Origin of the sequence: Pseudodesulfovibrio profundus (assembly GCF_900217235.1) — a bacterium.
GTDB classification, from domain to species: domain Bacteria; phylum Desulfobacterota; class Desulfovibrionia; order Desulfovibrionales; family Desulfovibrionaceae; genus Pseudodesulfovibrio; species Pseudodesulfovibrio profundus.
This window is the reverse complement of sequence record NZ_LT907975.1, coordinates 3,114,373-3,132,438: the sequence shown is the minus strand read 5'-3', so window position 1 is coordinate 3,132,438 and position 18,066 is coordinate 3,114,373. Positions and strand designations below refer to the sequence as shown.

The 18,066-nt window shown below is 53.1% G+C and carries 18 protein-coding genes; 2 read left to right on the top strand and 16 right to left on the bottom strand.

Going from position 1 to position 18,066, the window contains the following annotated elements; translation table 11 throughout:
• Positions 1-94: 94 nt before the first annotated feature.
• The 13 genes from DPRO_RS14770 to DPRO_RS14710 form a co-directional block, all read right to left on the bottom strand.
• Entirely contained in the window at positions 95-595 is a 501-nt protein-coding gene (locus DPRO_RS14770; RefSeq protein WP_157917499.1) for a GDYXXLXY domain-containing protein, read from the bottom strand.
• Positions 577-1,665, bottom strand: a complete 1,089-nt coding sequence (locus DPRO_RS14765) for a DUF4401 domain-containing protein (protein ID WP_162291183.1) — start codon at positions 1,663-1,665, stop codon at positions 577-579. The genes DPRO_RS14770 and DPRO_RS14765 overlap by 19 nt, the downstream gene beginning before the upstream one ends.
• A gap of 13 nt (positions 1,666-1,678) precedes the next feature.
• A complete protein-coding gene (locus tag DPRO_RS14760; RefSeq protein WP_157917498.1) occupies positions 1,679-2,710 on the bottom strand; it encodes a DUF2157 domain-containing protein in 1,032 nt (343 codons plus the stop codon).
• A 421-nt stretch (positions 2,711-3,131) separates the two neighbouring features.
• Entirely contained in the window at positions 3,132-3,488 is a 357-nt protein-coding gene (gene divK, locus DPRO_RS14755; RefSeq protein ID WP_097012748.1) for a DVU0259 family response regulator domain-containing protein, read from the bottom strand.
• Positions 3,489-3,601: 113 nt separating this feature from the next.
• Positions 3,602-4,003, bottom strand: a complete 402-nt coding sequence (locus DPRO_RS14750) for a response regulator (RefSeq protein ID WP_097012747.1) — start codon at positions 4,001-4,003, stop codon at positions 3,602-3,604.
• Between the two features lie 17 nt (positions 4,004-4,020).
• Entirely contained in the window at positions 4,021-4,941 is a 921-nt protein-coding gene (locus DPRO_RS14745; RefSeq protein WP_097012746.1) for a universal stress protein, read from the bottom strand.
• Between the two features lie 4 nt (positions 4,942-4,945).
• Positions 4,946-5,482: a hypothetical protein gene (locus DPRO_RS14740; RefSeq protein WP_097012745.1), complete on the bottom strand. Its 537-nt coding sequence runs from the start codon at positions 5,480-5,482 to the stop codon at positions 4,946-4,948.
• 16 nt (positions 5,483-5,498) lie between these two features.
• On the bottom strand, positions 5,499-5,897 hold the full coding sequence (gene tmcA / locus DPRO_RS14735; protein ID WP_097012744.1) for an acidic tetraheme cytochrome c3 TmcA: 399 nt from the start codon (positions 5,895-5,897) through the stop codon (positions 5,499-5,501).
• A 9-nt stretch (positions 5,898-5,906) separates the two neighbouring features.
• Positions 5,907-7,226, bottom strand: coding sequence for an electron transfer complex ferredoxin TmcB (gene tmcB / locus DPRO_RS14730; protein ID WP_097012743.1), 1,320 nt, complete (start codon positions 7,224-7,226; stop codon positions 5,907-5,909).
• Between the two features lie 35 nt (positions 7,227-7,261).
• A complete protein-coding gene (gene tmcC / locus DPRO_RS14725) occupies positions 7,262-7,921 on the bottom strand; it encodes a TmcC family electron transfer complex membrane anchor subunit (protein WP_097012742.1) in 660 nt (219 codons plus the stop codon).
• 15 nt (positions 7,922-7,936) lie between these two features.
• Positions 7,937-9,193, bottom strand: a complete 1,257-nt coding sequence (gene tmcD / locus DPRO_RS14720) for an electron transfer complex subunit TmcD (protein ID WP_097012741.1) — start codon at positions 9,191-9,193, stop codon at positions 7,937-7,939.
• An 81-nt stretch (positions 9,194-9,274) separates the two neighbouring features.
• Positions 9,275-9,607, bottom strand: a complete 333-nt coding sequence (locus DPRO_RS14715) for a NifB/NifX family molybdenum-iron cluster-binding protein (RefSeq protein WP_097012740.1) — start codon at positions 9,605-9,607, stop codon at positions 9,275-9,277.
• Between the two features lie 175 nt (positions 9,608-9,782).
• Complete coding sequence (locus DPRO_RS14710; RefSeq protein WP_097012739.1) at positions 9,783-11,132, bottom strand: sigma-54 interaction domain-containing protein; 1,350 nt, start codon at positions 11,130-11,132, stop codon at positions 9,783-9,785.
• A 615-nt stretch (positions 11,133-11,747) separates the two neighbouring features.
• Here DPRO_RS14710 and DPRO_RS14700 point away from each other — a divergent pair.
• Both DPRO_RS14700 and DPRO_RS14695 read left to right on the top strand, forming a co-directional pair.
• Positions 11,748-12,551, top strand: a complete 804-nt coding sequence (locus DPRO_RS14700; RefSeq protein WP_097012737.1) for a sulfite exporter TauE/SafE family protein — start codon at positions 11,748-11,750, stop codon at positions 12,549-12,551.
• A gap of 21 nt (positions 12,552-12,572) precedes the next feature.
• On the top strand, positions 12,573-12,989 hold the full coding sequence (locus DPRO_RS14695) for a MarR family winged helix-turn-helix transcriptional regulator (protein ID WP_097012736.1): 417 nt from the start codon (positions 12,573-12,575) through the stop codon (positions 12,987-12,989).
• Here DPRO_RS14695 and DPRO_RS14690 read toward each other — a convergent pair.
• From DPRO_RS14690 to DPRO_RS14680, 3 genes are all read right to left on the bottom strand, one after another.
• Positions 12,986-14,497 carry a diguanylate cyclase domain-containing protein gene (locus tag DPRO_RS14690; RefSeq protein WP_157917497.1) on the bottom strand — a complete coding sequence of 504 codons (1,512 nt, stop codon included), beginning with the start codon at positions 14,495-14,497 and terminating at the stop codon, positions 12,986-12,988. The genes DPRO_RS14695 and DPRO_RS14690 overlap by 4 nt on opposite strands.
• A 143-nt stretch (positions 14,498-14,640) precedes the next feature.
• Positions 14,641-14,991, bottom strand: a complete 351-nt coding sequence (locus DPRO_RS14685) for a thioredoxin family protein (protein ID WP_232005613.1) — start codon at positions 14,989-14,991, stop codon at positions 14,641-14,643.
• Positions 14,992-15,168: 177 nt separating this feature from the next.
• Entirely contained in the window at positions 15,169-18,060 is a 2,892-nt protein-coding gene (locus tag DPRO_RS14680) for a sigma 54-interacting transcriptional regulator (RefSeq protein WP_232005612.1), read from the bottom strand.
• Positions 18,061-18,066: the final 6 nt, after the last annotated feature.

The following is an 18,066-nucleotide window of genomic DNA, read 5'->3' as shown; positions in this document are numbered from 1 at the left end:
TGCAAATAGAGAACGAGATCCCCCTGTACGCCCTGCGGAATTCGATTCAGTATGGGCAGACGCTCGTGTTCTCAACACGCTACAGTTTAACGTATCAATTCATAGGCTGTCGTGCTGATAGTAACTCACCATCCGCATCCGCCAACCCAATGAGTAGATACTGGCCTGAGTCTCCCAATGTAAACACACCATATTTGGCATTTTCATAATACTGGGCGTGTCCCTCCTGAAACATGAATGAATCAGGTACAATCTTCGCCTTACCGGTATCATTCAGAAAACGAAGCAGATATTCACCCTCAGCCAGATTCTCTTCCTTATATACTCGAACAAAATGCGCTACCAGCTTCCCGTCCAGGCGAATCACCAGATATCCACGCTTTCCATGCTCGACTAAATCCTTGGTTGGCACATCACGCTCCATTGCATATCGCAGGCGCATGTAATCTCCCTGCATGAGAGAACGCGGGTCAACCGGAGCCAGTTCAAGTAAAAACCTTTGACCGTTTTTTATGATCTGCTCTTTCTCATAGATTCCATAATTGAAAACAATAAGGACAAGCACGGAAAAAACTATCATGAGTTTTGTGCGCATGAGGCTCCTCCATTGTCCCATCCCTTACGCTTCAGGTACACCCTGCCAGCCAATAATATGATTCCACTTCCAACAAGAACCAAAGACTTCTGCAGGAGTGATACATCGAGATTGTAATAATAGATGCTTAGAAACAAAGGCATGAGCAGCACACCGGTAATACTTAGTATTGTTTCATGCTTTGCATACCCAAGCACCATTAATCCGATTGCCAGCAGGATACCGGGCGCAGTAATTGATCCCAGTATCACTGTACCAATTGAAGCCAAGGCCAATGGTTGGGATTTCAGTTTATTGAAGCCCCCTGCAACCCAAGCGAATAAGGCTATCAACCCTCCGGTCAACACCATGTTGATGATGAATGGGTGTTTCAGTGCAGTCTCGGCAAAAAAACCAAAACGAATTCCTGAAGCCGACAGGAGTACACTCATGCACAGTGACAGAATAAAAGCATACGAGAGTGGTATGTACTCACGTTTGATTTTTCCATGCGTTACTAAAACAGCAGCACATATGAATTGAGCGAAAAAGAATCCATTAAACACCAACTCCCACACACCTCGCACATCATGATCCAACGAGAGGTTGATCAAAATAGACAACAGTACCCCGAAAGAAGACAGAAAACGGTCTATCGACATGCGGTATACGGGATAGGTAACGCAGGTGATAACGAGCAATCCCACAGTTGCCCCCCACCCAGTATTCATCAACTGCTGCAAGCCAAATACGAACAACGTCTTTCCAATGCACATTGAAGCAAAGGAAGATTGTATAAAGAAACTACGCTTGACCGTGTACTTATGACCAGTTGCTCGCTGAAGAGCGATAGCCCCCGCGACAAACAAGATCCCTACCAGGATAAGGGACTCTTCATTTGAAAGATCAATCAAGCCGACAAGCCATAAGAACCCCACAAAGAAAAATGACGCAATGGTTGCTCCAAAGCCAGCCAATATCCGAATGTAGAGCGGCAACTCTTTTTCCGGGAGCCGGGAGACCACAAAAGAAGACACACCTTCGTCGATAGCAAACCCCTTGCTTCCAAGCTCATCAAGCAACTGAGCCACAGAGTATATGGGTTTAGGATGAGACATGATCGACCTTCATTTTTTTCGAAACACTGGAGAGATAGGCGACTGCGCAGGCAAATAGGATTATGGTCGCAATCCCCATTACCAGAAAAGTAATACTTTCCGATTTCAACAAGCGGTCACTTACCATTGTATCGACAATAACGGTTTCGACTATAATACAAGCCGATAACACCGCAGCCGCCAACGACCACATATCCGGGAATTTGAAGCGATACAGATAAAACACCAATCCATGAGCAACAAAACCGACAGCCCCACTCACCATGACAGATATGGATGGTTCTCTTTCTCCAGTGATCAAAGAAATGATAGGGACTACAACAATTGATAAAACACCAATGACAAGAAAGCCGCGGGTCCATCTCCCTTTGAGCCATGCATATGTCTTTTTTGCCGACAAGTATTCGCGCAGCCCCAAAGCTGCACCATTCAGCAAGGCCATGTAGGTATGGATCAGGTGTTTCATCTCATGGGAGGGCAGCGCAGCCTGCTCCCACCATAGGATGAGAGAAGTATTTGCGATCACCAACCAGAAAACCCATTGGGGAGCAAAGTTGGAGATTAATGTCCACCCGAGCGTGAGCAATGCCCACATCATGAAGAGTTGATATGCATCGGCTCCTGTTTGGTACACCTGCCCGAAAACGGCAAAAAAGACACCCACCAACATACTTGCCGAAAGCAGTAATATCTGACCAGTCAAGCGTCGTAACGAATAGAACCAGGCTCCAACCAGACAACCAACCAGACCGAACTGGATGGAGAAAAGCTTTATTGTTGGCGTGATTTTTGTCCAATTGAAAGCAAAGAAATAAACGATGCCTGACAGCACCAAGAGAGTTCCGAGAGTGAGCAGTATTCGAGATACCCATAGCCCCCAATGATTATGAGGGTAAAGAGCTTCCAAAGCATACTCCCGTGCTTCCATGGTGATCTTCCCATGGGAATAGAGCTCATCTATTATTCGACGGTCTGCTGTAATATGCTCAAGCGGGGAGCTGCCATCATCTGACTTCATAGTGCTACCAATCATATTTGAGACATCTTCATATTCCAGATGACGTATTTTTTTTACATATTACTTACTCAACACTTCCCTTTCAAAAGCAAGACACACTACCGTTTAAAGGGCAACAATTATCTAATGATACAGTAAGCCTCTTTTACTCCGTACAAAATGTTCATAACAACGTAAAGACCGAGAAAAGAAAATTACATAACACTTTTCAAACACAATAAAGCCATCCCGAAGGACGGCTTTATTGGATACGTTTGGAAGAAAAGCTTAACAATGGAGCATTTGGAACTCCTCTGCTCTGCGCTTCACGACGATGCAGAAAGCAAATGCTCCACTCCACCAGTAGTGAGTATTCAGCCTTGCAGAGGGCTTCCCGGCGGCAGGGGCATGCCGCCGGGAAACACTAGCTGTAAGGGTTCCCCTAGGATTCCAGAGTTTTCCGAATCGCTTCCAGAAGCTCCTGGGGATTGAAGGGCTTTTTAAACGAGGCCACTGCGTTTTTAATGGCCAGATGAATGCCAGACAGACCGGAAACGACGATCACGGGGACGTCCTTGTACTCCGGATCCTGCACCATTTTACGGTAGAAGCGTGGCCCCCACTCGTTAGGCATTTCCAGATCAAGCGTTACGAGATCCGGATTTTCCTTCTTCAGCAACCCGATGGCCTCCTCCACATTGGACGCCGTGCAGGTGCTGAACCCGTCGTCCTGAAGAATGTCCTCGAGGTATTTGACGATATAAGGATCGTCATCAATGATGAGAATTTTATGAGACATGAATCGACCCCCTGTTTATCAGTGTTTCCCGACCCGGCGTTGCCCGGGGTGGGCAGGGATTACTCCCCGCTTATCGATATCGTATTTCCGACATTTTTCATAGTTTTCATCAATTATCGCACCAACGCATGATCGATGATGGCCTTGATGTCGTCCGGTTTGGGTGGCTTCTGAACGTACGCAAAGGGATCTGGGTAGTTGGATTGTCCCACACCCATGATTTTCAGGGCGTGCTTGAAGGTGTCGGCCCCCACTGCGGAGAGCATGATGACCGGCACCTTCCTCAAATCCTTATCTTCCTGTAACCCTTGGTACATTACCAACCCACCTTCTCCGGGCATCATTACGTCGAGGATGATCAGGTCCGGCTTCAATTCCCAGGCCCGCTTGAGCCCCTCCCGCGCATTTCGCGCAAGGTGAGGCTCATACCCGCTGGTTTCGAGCAGCGTCTTGAGAAAGAGCCGGATGTTCATCTCGTCGTCCACTACCAGGACTCTCTTGGTGGCTTCAGTCATGGCGTATCGCCGCCTGTTTAGTCGACTATCCAGTCAGGATGATTGACGCTGGCCACCGGGCAGGCCGAACGCAGAACTACCTCTTCCAGGGTGGTACCGATCTCGGCATCTTCAGGCGGCAGATCCTTGGAATGGTGCGCCATGACGATGAGATCGCCTTCCTTCTCGCGAGCATACTTGAGGATTTCGACGTGGGGAGCACCTTCGCGCACGTCCACTTCGACCATGTTGAAGTCGCCCACCTGTGAGAGGTACTTTTCTTCAATCTTCTTCCGGGCCTCGGCAATCTTCTCTTCAATGGCTTCCTGGCTGGGCTTGCCGCCAAGATCCTCGGAGTTGATGTTCACGGCATGGAAGATGTGCAGCGGACACCCGATATCCTTGGCAACCTTCAGGGCGAAGGTGAAGGCGTAGTCCGCGGCCTTGGTAAAGTCCGTGCAGTACACGATGCTGGAAAAGAGATTCCAGCAGGTGTTGCAGGGGCTGTTGACGATGAGGACAGGACAACGGGCGCGCTTGGAAACCGTCAGCATGGTGTTACCCATGATGGCCCTGAATCGACCGCCTCCCTCTTCCGGGCGGGTGTTGGCACCCATGACGATCATATCGGTGTTTTCCTTGCGGGCAAGACGGAGAATCTCGGTGGCGGGAACGCCGACCGTGGTCATGATCCGGGTCTTTTCCCCGTACAGCTTCAATTGGTTATCATAGGTGTTGCTCAACTCTTCGCGGACCCAGGCTTCGTAATCTTCACCCAGGTTTTCCTTTTCACCCGTGCGGACGTCCGTGGCTTCAACGCTGAATCCTCTGGAGGGGACACCGAGAACGTGGAAAAGAAGCAATTCCGCGTCTTCGCGTTCCGCCAGGTCAAAAGCAATCTTGGCAGGGCTGTCACAAACGGGAGATCCACTGGTCGCAAACATGATATTATTAAACATAATCCTATCCTTTTATGCTGCAATGTTCCGGGAATCGCTGGAAACCGAGTTCCCATGCAATCCCTTCAATGAATTCAAACAGATTGTAATCCGTCTCGAATTCCATGATGTTCACCGAATCCCCGAAGACCGAGTGCTTGAGCATTCCCAACTTGACGGGCATGTCGAGCAACTTGTCGAAATGAAACACTCTGAGTTCCTGTTCCATCTCGTGGTGCCACCCGGTCAAGGAGCAGAGAAAGTTAAACCGGGGTTCGCCCGGAAAACCGACCATCTCCACCCGCTTGACCACTGCCAGGTGCGTCATTCCCTCCGTGACACAGCCCGACTGGGGACATCCGGCACACTCTTCAATAAAGGGCGGTATGAATACGCTGATTTCCTGAAAGACGTCGTACCGGCGCATCATTTCGTAATACGAGCGCAGGGTGTATCCGGTCTCCAGGGAAATCTTGCCCGCAAGGGCCGAGAGCGGACGAGCCACTTCATTCCCCTGTTCCGAGATGAGCATCCCGTTTCGTGCGAGCTTGATGGTATTCATACGTGCTCCCTTTCAGTTACTTTTTGTGACACTCGCCGCAGGCCACAGGCCCTTTGAGCGATTGTTTGTGACAGTCGATACACTGGCGGTGGTAGGCGCGCATGAGCGGGGTCTTGCCATCGGTGGGTTCCACCGCATGACAGGATTCGCAGGACTCGCCTTCGCTGGACATTTCCATGTCGCGTTTGCCGTCGTCCGTCATGGAGTGGTGGCAAACCACACAGTCGTCCAGCTCTGCCTTCTCATTGTGCAAGTCGTGCTGGAAAGCGGCTTGTGGCCGCTCCAGTTTGCCGAAGGCGTCCACCGGAATGTGCGTCATGTCCTCCTGAGAGAAAGCCATTGGCACCATGTACAGAGTCGTCAGCGCCAGGATGGCTGCTCCAAAGACAACGAGTTTGATGTGTTGCTTGTTCATGATCCCCTCCTACACTTCCGGCTTTTCCATCAGTTCGTAGATGATGTCCCCGATGAACTTGCCGTGCATCCCGAGATCGTAATAGCCGATGATGTCTTCCAGGCCGCCGTGACAGTTGTGACACGGGATGACCACATCCTTGACGCCGGTCGCCCTGAGCTGGTCGGCTTTGACCCTGTTGCCCTCCATGCGGGTGTTCTTGAACGGCGGACCACAGTTGATCACACCGCCGCCGGCACAGCAGCAGTAGTTGTGTTCGCGGTTGGGGGTCATTTCCACGACCTCTTCGCAGAGCATGTGGACGACCTCGCGGAGCTTATCCATGAGCCCTCGGCCGCGAATGATGTTGCACGGGTCCTGAATGGTGACAGGACGGTCAAACTTCTTCGGTATCTTAATTTTGCCCGAGGTCAGCAGCTCGTGGTAGAATTCCACGGAGTGAATGACCGGCACCGGCATCTTCTTGTAACCGAGCCAGCGGTTACCCATGTCGTACACGGACCGGAATGCGTGTCCGCACTCGCCCATGACGATGCGCTTGACCCGCAGTTTCTGAGCGGATTCATAGTGTGCACGCTTGAGGCGACCCATATTTTCGAAGTCTCCCACGAACATGCACATGTCCGAGTTATCCCAGCCCGGCTCGGACGGCATGGTGTAATCCACGCCCGCCGCATGCATGATGGCGGCAGCCTGATAGATGAGCTGGGTTCGGAACTTGGGTTCCGGCGCGATGACCGAGTAGTAGACCTCGGCCCCTTCCTTATCGAGGGGGATGCGCAGATTGGGGAACTCGTCGCGGGCCTCGTCTTCCTGCCACTGCAGGGAGTCGATCCATTCGTCATCCTTGACCCACATCTGGTTCATGGTCGACGCATGGGAGTGAGAGGTGTCGCGAATGTACTGCGGGACGACATCCAGCAGGTAACAGATACGGCGTACCATGGACATGATGTAGCCGATATCGATGCCAACCGGACAGTAGTGGGCGCACCGCTTGCACAGGTTACACTCGGTAAAGGCTATCTGCGCCATCTCATAAATGCGTTGCGGCGCAACCTTACCCTTCTTGTCCATGAGTTCGTACATGGTCTCTGTGGCCTTGTTGACCGGGGAGTAACTGGGATCGTCATCATGGGACTTGTAGTAGTGGCAGGCCTGCGAGCACAGTCCGCACCGCATGCAGGTCTCATGATATGCCTTGAGTTTGGCTCCGGTTTCCCCTTCGAGCATCCGGGTGACCACTTCCTGAATCCTTTCGGTAGTCAGGGCGGCCACACCGCTCTCGAGCCCGGGGTCGGAGATTAATCTGTCAGCTATGTGACTCATTGTTCGTACCTCGTATTGCTTGTGGTGGTTGCGGCCTACCAGTCATGGGCGTTACGCACGGCACCGAATTCGGAGCCCATGTACGCCCTGGTAAACGGAACGAAGAGCGCATGGCTCAGTCTCGTGAACGGGATCAGCGCGAGCAGGACTTCGCCCGCCAGGATGTGCAGCGTCGTCATGAGCAGCACCGGGCCAACCTGATGATACGCCAGCACGCCGGTCAGAAACGGCATGACCACGAGGATAAGAGCGAACCAGTCCTTGCTTTTCGTTACACCTTTGACATGAGGCAGCGCCACGCGCCGGTATGCGAATACCGCGCAGGCACCGATGACCACGAAGCTGATGATGTCGCCGACAACCGTGGGCAGACTCGGGAGCGAGATGCCGAAAGCGGTATCCCAGAGCACCACGTGCCCACCCAGGAAAACGGCGACGAGCACGAAGCCGATATGGAACAGGAAAGTGGCCACGGTCATGAGCGGATCAGACTTCCAGCCCAAGGTGCCAAACGGGATCGCCCATCGGAAGATGGAACGCAGGCCGAACGGCAGGCTCATGTAGGCAATGGAAGAGCCATCCTTGGCCTTGGCCAGATTGTACATGGTCACCAGCCGATAGATGGACCCGACGATGAATACGCCCCAGGCAACCCAGGCCAGAGGTCCGCTGACGAAGTTATACAGTTCGATCATAGCGTATCCCTCCGCCTAGAATTGGGCCACATCCGCGACAATGCGGACGTAGCTGTTGTTTTCGAGGGCACGGATGAGCACTTTGGTGCCGTCTTCACTGAAGATCGGCGGCCAGGCACGATCAAAGTCGCGCTCAAAAGGCTTGCCGTTGACCAGAATAATGTAACGACCGCCCTTTTCCACCAAAGCCGCCACGTTGCGGCTGTCGGGTGAAAAGACGGCGGGCCAGGCCATATCGTAGGTATTGGACCAAGCGGTACCATCCACGACGATCTGGAAGTTTGCATTGTCTTCGTTGGCGAGAATGGCTGCACGATCACCACTCGGGGCGACCACCAGATCGGTGACGACTGGGAAGGTTTCGCCCCATGCCGCATCATTGCGACAGGCAGTGAACTGGCCGTAGCTGGTGGCGACGATGGCCCAGAGATTTTCACCATCTTCTGAGAACTGCAGGTTCAGACATTGGATGTAGCGATTGCGCCAGGTCAGGCCGCCGTCCTTTGCCACGCCCCACTTACCCGCCACGCGAACAGGGGCCACGACATACTGGCCGGAAGGATGGAACACGGGTTCCCATACCTGATTGAACGTATCGGTCCATGGCACGTCGTCCACGGCGATGGTGTAGTTGTGTACGGAAGTACGGACCTGCGCAGCGACCTTGCGACCATCCTTGCTGAACGTCGGCGTCCAGACATTGAGGTACTTTCCGGGCCAGCGCTTGCCGTCCACGACCACGGTAAAGATGCCCTTCTTGAACCCTTCGATGTCCGCCTGTCCCAGCGATTCGACCTGGGCGACTCCGGCGGTGTGCGCACCGTCTTTGGTCAGAGTGTACTGGTTGACGTTTTCAAACAGCTCCGGCCATGGCTCGCCATTGACGGCCACACCGTAACGTTCCATTCCCTTGTACATGCAGGCAATGACAGACCCGTCCTGACTAAACTTGGCGTTCCAGACGTAATCCGTGGTCTCGCCGAGCAGTTCGCCATCAACGGCAAGCGCCCACTCCATGTCCTGCTGACACAGTGCAGTGAGCCGGTTGTCGGGCGAAAAGCGGAGCCCCCAGATTTTCTCGAATGTGTTTTCCCAGATGCCGTCATTGATACGGACGGAAAATTCGCCTTCGTCCACTTGAACGACTGCTGCCAGTGTTTCACCGTCGTAGGATACGTACGGCTCTTCCTGCCAGCCATGCCCTTGTTTTGGGGAGAGAGATTCGACGACCGTTTTCTGGCCGACCTCCCAATCCCAGTTGGATATACCCATAACACCCCCTTGGGTTGCGCGTTCGCCGAATTGGCGAACTGTTCGTCAACATGGGGTCGGGTATCGTCGAGATGGCGGTGGTCAGGTTCTGCGCCCGGGCATGATCATCGTTCCAATTCGGTCCTCGTTGAAGGCGTTCAGCACCTCTTCGATGGGACCCTTGACCCAGGGGATGATCTGTATGCCCATGGCTTCAAAGCCGTCTTTCGCAGCCTTTGCCAGGCCGCCGCAGATGACGATTTCGACACCCATGGCCTTGAGGTAGCCCGGAAGAGCCGCGGGGCCGGCAAGCGGCATAGCCGTCATGCCGCTTCGAACCACGTTGCTTTCTTCGAGCGTGTACACCCTCAATTCCGTTGCTGTTTCCAGCAGGGTCGCCACCCGGTTTTGATAGCCAGCGATACAGATTTCCATAGAACCCGAGTCGTTTGTGAGGCCATGTTCCCTTCCCGGACCAGCGACATGACCTCATTGTGCACAGTCCGTACCAACAATAAAAACTACACTATTTCAAATACTTAAACTCTTTCAGCTAACATTTGCCAGCTACAAACTGACGTATTTTGCCGCGCTTTTCTGTCGACATGCCTTATTTTGCTGCTTGCCGCTTCAGTATGCGCCGAACCGTGTCACGGGATATTCCCAAGGCACGGGCAGCGGCACTTTTATTACCGTTATGCTGCTCCAGAGCAGCCAATACCGCCTGGTATTTATGATCTTCCATAACCGCCTTGCTATTGCCCAGACAGGGAGCACAGGTACCGCCATCTTCAGGTGTGGGCTTCAGGTATTCGGGCAGATGATCAATCTCGATCATTTCACCGGAGCATAAGATGAAGGCATACTCAATGACGTTCTCCAACTCGCGCACGTTACCGGGGTAATCGTGCCCCAGCAGGATTTGATGGACCGCTTCAGAGACCGTCTGAATCGATTTGCCCTTCAGGGAATTCTGCTGACGAATGAAGTGATTGATGAGCAGAGGGATATCCTCTGTGCGCTGCCGCAACGGCGGGATATCCATACGGACAACATTGAGTCGGAAGAACAAATCCTGACGAAACTCGCCGTTGCGCACCATCTCCTCAAGGTCACGGTTGGTTGCCGCAACAAATCTAACATCCGCACTCATGGACTTCACGCTGCCCAGCGGCTCATAGACCCGCTCCTGCAAGACACGAAGCAGCTTGACCTGCAAGGGCATGGGCATATCACCCACTTCATCAAGGAAAAGCGTACCACCCTGGGCCAATTCCAGACGCCCCGGTTTATCCTTGCGGGCGTCGGTAAATGCTCCGGCCTTGTACCCGAACAATTCGGACTCCAGCAGATTACCGGGGAGTGCGCCGCAGTTCACGGCCACAAACGGTTCGTTTTTTCGCAGGGAAAGATTGTGAATGGCCCGGGCGAACAGTTCCTTACCGGTACCGGATTCACCAAGAAGCAGGACAGTGGAAGTGGACTGGGCAATGGGCGGAAGAATCTGGAGCGTTCTGATCATATGCGCGTTATTGGTGCGGATGTCCTCCACGGAATACCGCTCCTCCACCTTCTGCATCAGTTCGTGGATGGATGTCAGGTCGCGAAAGGATTCAACACCGCCAACGACATTGCCGTCGTTATCTTTCAGGGGCGCTGAGGAAATACCAATGGGAATCTTCTCGCCGTCCATACGAAGGAGAAAACCGGACTTGGAGACCATGGGGTGGTCATCTTCAAGGCAGGGACGCATGGGGCATCCACCGTCGCAGACATTGGAGGCAAAGACCTCCCAGCATTTCTGCCCAACCGCCTCGGACGCGGCAATGCCCGTTATGTCTGCAGCGGCCTGATTGAAAAAAGTAATGTTCCAGTCCAGGTCCACAGTGAAAATCCCTTCCGCCACCGAATTCAGCACGGATTCCAAGGGGATATTTTCAGGCAGCCTGGCTGTGGGCATGTGTTCTCTCCACACACAAACGGTTTATTTACGAGACCAATAAAGGCACCGTAGCAGAGTGCAGCAAAATGCGCCAGTTGCAAAAATCTGCTGCAGTCACATTCATCTGCCCCAGAGTCAACGACTATTCCCCCACACTTCAGGAGGAAATTATAATCAGACCCAACTGATTTCATTACCTCTGATCAACAGGAGCCCACCGGCGTTATATTCACCACCAAAAACTTGCATCACCTGCCCTCTGTCGTATGATGCAACCATAGTCCAATACCCCTCTTCCAACCTCGTGGTGGACGATGTTAACCCCAGTCCGCCCACGTGTCTTGGTGCGGGCCCAAGGGTCCCTGCAAATGCCCCGGCCCGCACCACATCCTCTTCCATAATCGAACCGATAGCTACACGCTTGCAGCAATGGTTTTCTCCACTGCTTCGCATGGCCGACTCTTTTGCTGTTGCCGACGCACATGGCCGGTAAAGGTATACCTCAACGAGCACTTTCTCCGATTAACAACCTGAAAACGCAGGTCTTATATCAGATAAACATTTTACCTTGACTATCAAACAATCCACCCATAAAGTCTTTTGACTTTCAAGATATAAGGAGCACAAAGCGATATGGACTCACTCTTTTGGGTTGCCATGCAATCCAGCCTCTTCCTCGGACTCATTCACGGCGTCAACCCCTGCGGACATTCCTGGGTCGTGCTGGCCCCATTCGTTGCCGGAGACAAAAGCGGCAAACGGGTCTTCAGCCTGACAACCGCATTCATCATCGGCACCACTGTCGGCTGTCTCGCCATCGGCCTTTTTCTTGGGAGCGTTTCCGCAAGTCTGCCGGAATCGACACGCTATTTCACCGACATCATCACGGCATCCATCATCATCCTGCTGGGAGCCATCCTGCTGTGGCGACCGCACTTGCTGCACAGCCACGACCACGATCACGACCATGACCACGGTTGCGGCTGTCCGGGCCACGGACATGACCACGGGCATACCTGCTCCGAGCACGATCATTCGCATGAGCATGACCACGATCACTCGCACCAACACGAGCACGATCATTCACACGGCCATCACCACCATGCACACAAACCCATCAGCGCCAAACGCTCAACGATTTGGGGACTCGCCACCCTCGGCTTCGTAAACATGATCGTGCCATGCCCTACTGTCGCCATCATGTACTCCTACGCCCTTGAGTCGGCCAGTCCGATGCAGGCGGTATCGGTTTTCGCCAGCTACGCTTTAGGTACGGCGATTGCGCTTGCCGGAGTGATTTATGCAATATACAAGGTAACGGATTTGATGCGTAAATTGCAAAAACCGTGGATCGAGCCAGCCATCATGCGAACGGTGGGCGTGCTCACGATCTTCTTTGGCTTTTATACCCTGTACCTTGACTTTGCCCCGGCCTAGTGCCGACGCGGAGAACTGCGAATGTCCGACCCAACCCTTCTGACACAACGTATCGTGGAATTTTATGAAAAACTCTCTTCATGGGAGCACAGCGTGGTGCGCGATCAGGGGCTGACCCTGCCGCAGGTCCACGCACTGGAGATACTGGGCACGCATAAGGCACTTCGCATGAAGGAATTGGCAGAGAAAATGGGCGTCACCACCGGAACCCTGACAGTCCTTGCCGACAGGCTGGTGAAAGCCGAAATGATTCAACGCAAGCCCCATGAAAAGGACAGGCGTTCGATACTGGTGGAGTTGACGGAAAAGGGGCAGGCGGTCTTTGAAGAGCATGATGCCCTTCACCACCAACTGACTCACGACATCACCGTTTCCCTGTCGGAAGAGGAATGCGAGCAGTTCTCCTCGCTGCTGGAAAAAATCAACAGGGAATTCTAGTCGCTCACCAGCGGCTTGCCAATCCGTGCGGCGGCTTTCAGTTGCACGGCAGTCTCGCCATCCTCCGGGAAGATGGCAAGGCCAACATGTATCTCCGGCGTGAACCTGTCCCCTTTGGATACGAACGGTTCAGTTAATACCTGACGGCAAGCAGCTATGAGTCGCTCTCCTTCATCCCGATTCTTTATCTGCTCTAGGAGGACACCCAACTCATTGGAATCTGTCCGGGATAAAACCGCCTCTTCCGGCAGGATACTTCTGACACGAACCACCACCTGCAACAGGATATCGTTAGCCAATTCAAATCCATAGTCGCCAATGAGATTCTCGAAATCCTCGAACCGAACCACAATCAGCGCAGATCGCCTTTCCTCATCCCGACATTTTCTTACGGTTTCCTGCAAAAGAGTGGAGAACGATTCATAATCGTGAAACGAAATTTGCAGATCACACCGTCCGCACATCTGATAGAATCGGTTGCGCATCGTTAAAAACGACACACCGAGCGCAAGCAGGGCCACCGAAGCCGCACCAACTGCTCCCTTGGCGAAATAATTAAGGAACTCCTCGTACGACTGCTCGTATTTATGCGTATTGGACACAAAGGAAATCAGCTTCCAATAATAATCCTGCGCGTTAAGCACGCCTTGACTCTCCCCAAAAGGAGCAGATGATCCCGGGCTCCATAAAAACTCGTCACGAAGCGGTTTGATTGTCGTAAATGAAATGAGGACATTTCCTTTGATGATCTGGCCGCGCTCGCTGTTCTGTATGGCGTCCCAGTACTGAGGAAACCGGCGGGAAAATCGTCGATTGGTGCGTTCGGGAAACATGAATCCCCACTGATCCTCCACATCCGGAGCAAGCAACCAATACCCATCCCTGTTGACGAGCATGGTTTGCCCCTGAGTCAACTGCCCGGTTTTACGCAACAACCCCAACAAGCGATCAGCCATGTAGTTGATGATCAACACGCACGACAATTCATAATTCTCATCATACAGGGGGACGCCGAAACGGATCATCGGTTTGAACGGGATTTCCACCTTGCCCTGTTCGATGTTCAGATCCATGGGCGAAACGTACACCTCGCCGGGTCGGAGCAAAGCGGTGTCCTTGAAATAGTAGCGAAGCCCTTTGAACTGCAATTGATCGGCACCAACAGCCACGGGAAGACCGCTGTTACGATTGACGCGTACCAGCTCCATCCCCTTGGCATCGAGGAGTCGAATCTGATCATACACCTCGTTTTCACGAATGAATGCCATGAAAAGTTCCTGCACTCCCTCCAACTGATCCTTGTTGCCAGTGGTGGCATACTTACGAATCTGGGCAACGTCTTTCAAAATACTGAGGTCGGTATCAACCCTGTCGAGGTGCTCCTCGATCATCACCGTACGCAGGTCAACGCCTGCCATCTCCTGTTCCAGGACCCAACTGACGACCGATCTGAGTTCATAGGAATAGAAAGCATAGGCAAGGCCGCCTACCAGAGAAGAAAGAATCACTGACAGAGTGAAAAATTTTCTGAAGGATTTTCGAATGGCAGAGTTTATGTCGTTGCTTTGCGTTGGCACACTATCTCCGATGGTTAATTGCGGATAGTGCGCACAGGGTACGACAAGGGGAAATTTATATCAATCTACGGATATTATAATCTGGTAGCTACGTCCTCTTCCAATGAAGAGCGTACGAACTCCTCCAGTGATTCGCTGTCGGTTTCACCGATCAATCTGTTGACCTCCTGCCCTTCGGAAAACAGCAGGAAAGTCGGCGTTCCCTTGATCTTGAAACGCTCCATTGCCGTATCGAGGTAGTCGAAATCATATACAAAGCACTCCAGAGGGTACCCAAAACCATTGCACGCCCTTGTCAGGACATCGGTCTGGCTTCTGAAGCGTTCATTGCGCTTGAGAAAAGCTAAAAGTAGAAGGGAAGTCCCTTGCAGCTCCACATCGAATCGTTGTGGCTCAAGGACTTCTACCAAATTATTCTGTTCCAAAGAGACACCGCCTATCATAATATCCTTTTCACTACATAATTCGCAAAAAAAGAATACCACCACCCGAAAGGCAATGCATCATGTTGACCCGTTATACCGATTATAATTTCCGGATAATGTGTTTCAAACAGGGATGAAATCGACGAAAGGAAGGAACCAGAGAGACCTGTTCCAGAGCTATTCTTCCAGCCCCCATCGCTTCAGTTTGCGGTACAGGGTTGCCCGATGGATTCCCAGCTCCCGCGCTGCACGAGCCTTGTTGCCACCACACTGGTTGAGAACTTCCAGAACGACTTCCCGTCCCACCTTGCGATTGTGATTGATCGGAATGGACTGTTCTCTCATGGCAATCATGCCCTCATCCCGCTCGGCAAAAGGTAAATTAGCCGCTGTCGGATAGGCGCTCATTCGCATCTGCTCCACGAGATCGCGACGCATATGCCGCAACTCGATGGCCCCACCAGGGCACAGAATGCAGGCATGCTCAAGAATGTGCCGCAACTCGCGGACATTACCGGGCCAGCCATAACTCATGAAAATATCCATCACCTCATCCGAGACTTTGGAGAACGTCTTCTTGAACTGGCGGGAAAAGACTTCCAGAAAATGATCGGCCAGGAGAGGGATATCCGCCTGACGCTCTCGCAGGGGCGGCAGTGCCACGGGCATGACATTCAACCGGTAATACAAATCCTCACGAAACGTCCCCTGCTTGACGGCCTGCATGAGATCCACGTTGGTTGCGGCTATGATACGCACATCCGCGGAATGGGTTTTTGATTCACCCACGCGCTCATATTCCTTCTGCTCAAGGAACCGAAGCAGCTTGAGCTGAATGAGTGGAGAAATATCCCCGATTTCATCCAGAAACAACGACCCGCCCTGCGCCGCCTGAATCCTGCCGACCTTGTCACGGACCGCACCGGTGAATGCGCCGCGTACATGTCCGAACAGTTCGCTCTCGAGAAGACTCTCGGAAAGGGCCGAACAGTTGACCTTGATCATGGATGCACTGGCCCTCGGACCGCCGTAATGCAACGCCTCGGCTACAAGTTCCTTGCCTGTGCCGGATTCGCCAAGGATAAGCACGGTGGATTCCAGGGACGAAAGCTGCTCCAGGAGCTTGTACATGTCCTGCATGCGCGAGCTTCGACCGATAATGCCACGGAAACCGTGACGCTCATGCAGTCGTTTCTCCAAATCAACAATACGCGAGACATCGCGAATAACCAGGACCGCACCGGAATGTTCCTTGTCGGGATCGATCAGCGGCGTGCAATTCAGTTCCACCATGCGCTCGCCAAGGGATGGGAGGTCCAGCTTTGCCTCGTACCCGCGAACCGGTTTCCCGCTGGTCAAAACCTGTTTGACCACGGTCAGGCAGGGATTGCCGGAATCGGCGACCAGATCTTCCATGGCCTTGCCGCGGACCTTGGCCCGCTCAAGCACGAGAAAAGGGCTGGCCGCGCTGTTGGTGGCGATCACCCGACACTGGCTGTCCACGGAAATAATGGCGTCAGGGATACTTCGGAATGTCGCTTCCAGATTCCGCCGGTACCGTTCTTTTTCCTCGGTGGCGACGCTTAATGCCCGTTCGGCTTCCCGACGTTCGGTGACATCCCGGCCCACTGCCTGGACCTCCTGCACTTCGCCCCGATTGTTGAGTATGGCCCGATTGGTCCATAACAACCACCGCGGTTCCCCATCAGAACGCAGAACCTGCTGCTCCCTGTCGAAAACCGGCTCGGCAGGACCGGCTTGGCGAACCCAGTGACGCAGGTCACGCCGTTCCTGTTCCGCCAGTTCCGGGAAAAATTCATGGCCGATGATTTCATCCTCATCCACACCGAAGAACCGGGCATAGGCACCGTTGACGAAAGTCAGCAGCCCATCAGGCGCATAGCGGCAGATCAGTTCAGTCTGGTCCTCGACCACGGCCCGGTACAGACGGGCGCCTTCCTGCAGGGCTTCCTGCACCATTTTATGCTGGGAAATATCACGAATATATGCGGTGCAAACATCACGGTCGTTGTTCATGAAATGACTCATGGACATTTCCACCGGGAACTGTGCGCCGCCTTTGCGGACATGGTATTGCAACGGCACACGTCCTGTACCGGAGCGGATGACATCCATGGATCGCTCCGGCTCGCCGGAAAGATCGGCTATGGACATCTCCAGCATGGCTTCTTCGGAGTAGCCATAGAGTCTGCGGGCAGCTACGTTGCAATCAAGGATGGAGCCGTCGGCCCTGTCGAACATGATGATGGCATCACGCGCAGCGTCATATACCGAACGGTACCGCTTTTCACTTTCAGCCAATCCTTCCTCCGAACGACGCTGGGCAGAATGATCACGCGTGACAACAACCATACCCGATAATACGGCCCCTTCAAAAACCGGACGAACTGTCGTCGAGTAGACATGCCCGTTGACGAATTCCTCAACGCGACGTTCCTTGCCGGAAGCCTTCACCTGCTCCAATGTCTCTCGCAACAGCTTGGCCGAAGGGCGCGGAAGCAGGGACAGGTACGGCCTGCCAACAACGTTATCTGAATCCCCTCCAATCTGACGGAGCCCCACATCGTTGGCCACGGAAAGATACATGTCGGCATCAAGCAGAAAAACAGCATCATCAACGGCTTCAAGCACTTCCTGCATTTGGAGCCCACTGTGCGGACAAGCACCATTGTCCGACAGGGCTTTCCAGCAGCGATGCATTTCAATACCCTGACGGGCCAGCGATTCGATCAGATCACGCGTCAGCGGCATTTTCATGTGGGCCATGCCACCAATGTCGGCAATATAATCAGAAGGATGCTCCAGATGGGAATCGACCAGAGCCACGACAGGGATATTCCGGCTCCGACAACGATATATGAATCCTGCCACATCACCGTCCAGACTCATGTCGACAAACGCGACTTCAGCGCCAGTCGTACCGGTCATGTTCTCAGCCTCCTCAAGAGAAGACGCCGACAGAACCCGACATCCCCGTCGGGAGAGAATGTCATGGATCAGCGTGTGGATGGCGGCATCGCTCATGGCGACAAGTATTGTCGAACTCACCGGTAA

Excerpts from the sequence above, each read along its gene's own strand:
- DPRO_RS14695 (WP_097012736.1), top strand. The coding sequence starts at position 12,573 with ATGTCCGACCCAACCCTTCTGACACAACGTATCGTGGAATTTTATGAA.
- tmcB (WP_097012743.1), bottom strand. The coding sequence starts at position 7,226 with ATGAGTCACATAGCTGACAGATTAATCTCCGACCCCGGGCTCGAGAGC.
- DPRO_RS14770 (WP_157917499.1), bottom strand. The coding sequence starts at position 595 with ATGCGCACAAAACTCATGATAGTTTTTTCCGTGCTTGTCCTTATTGTT.
- tmcA (WP_097012744.1), bottom strand. The coding sequence starts at position 5,897 with ATGAACAAGCAACACATCAAACTCGTTGTCTTTGGAGCAGCCATCCTG.
- divK (WP_097012748.1), bottom strand. The coding sequence starts at position 3,488 with ATGTCTCATAAAATTCTCATCATTGATGACGATCCTTATATCGTCAAA.
- DPRO_RS14715 (WP_097012740.1), bottom strand. The coding sequence starts at position 9,607 with ATGGAAATCTGTATCGCTGGCTATCAAAACCGGGTGGCGACCCTGCTG.
- tmcC (WP_097012742.1), bottom strand. The coding sequence starts at position 7,921 with ATGATCGAACTGTATAACTTCGTCAGCGGACCTCTGGCCTGGGTTGCC.
- DPRO_RS14740 (WP_097012745.1), bottom strand. The coding sequence starts at position 5,482 with ATGAATACCATCAAGCTCGCACGAAACGGGATGCTCATCTCGGAACAG.
- DPRO_RS14745 (WP_097012746.1), bottom strand. The coding sequence starts at position 4,941 with ATGTTTAATAATATCATGTTTGCGACCAGTGGATCTCCCGTTTGTGAC.
- DPRO_RS14700 (WP_097012737.1), top strand. The coding sequence starts at position 11,748 with ATGGACTCACTCTTTTGGGTTGCCATGCAATCCAGCCTCTTCCTCGGA.
- tmcD (WP_097012741.1), bottom strand. The coding sequence starts at position 9,193 with ATGGGTATATCCAACTGGGATTGGGAGGTCGGCCAGAAAACGGTCGTC.
- DPRO_RS14710 (WP_097012739.1), bottom strand. The coding sequence starts at position 11,132 with ATGCCCACAGCCAGGCTGCCTGAAAATATCCCCTTGGAATCCGTGCTG.
- DPRO_RS14750 (WP_097012747.1), bottom strand. The coding sequence starts at position 4,003 with ATGACTGAAGCCACCAAGAGAGTCCTGGTAGTGGACGACGAGATGAAC.
- DPRO_RS14760 (WP_157917498.1), bottom strand. The coding sequence starts at position 2,710 with ATGAAGTCAGATGATGGCAGCTCCCCGCTTGAGCATATTACAGCAGAC.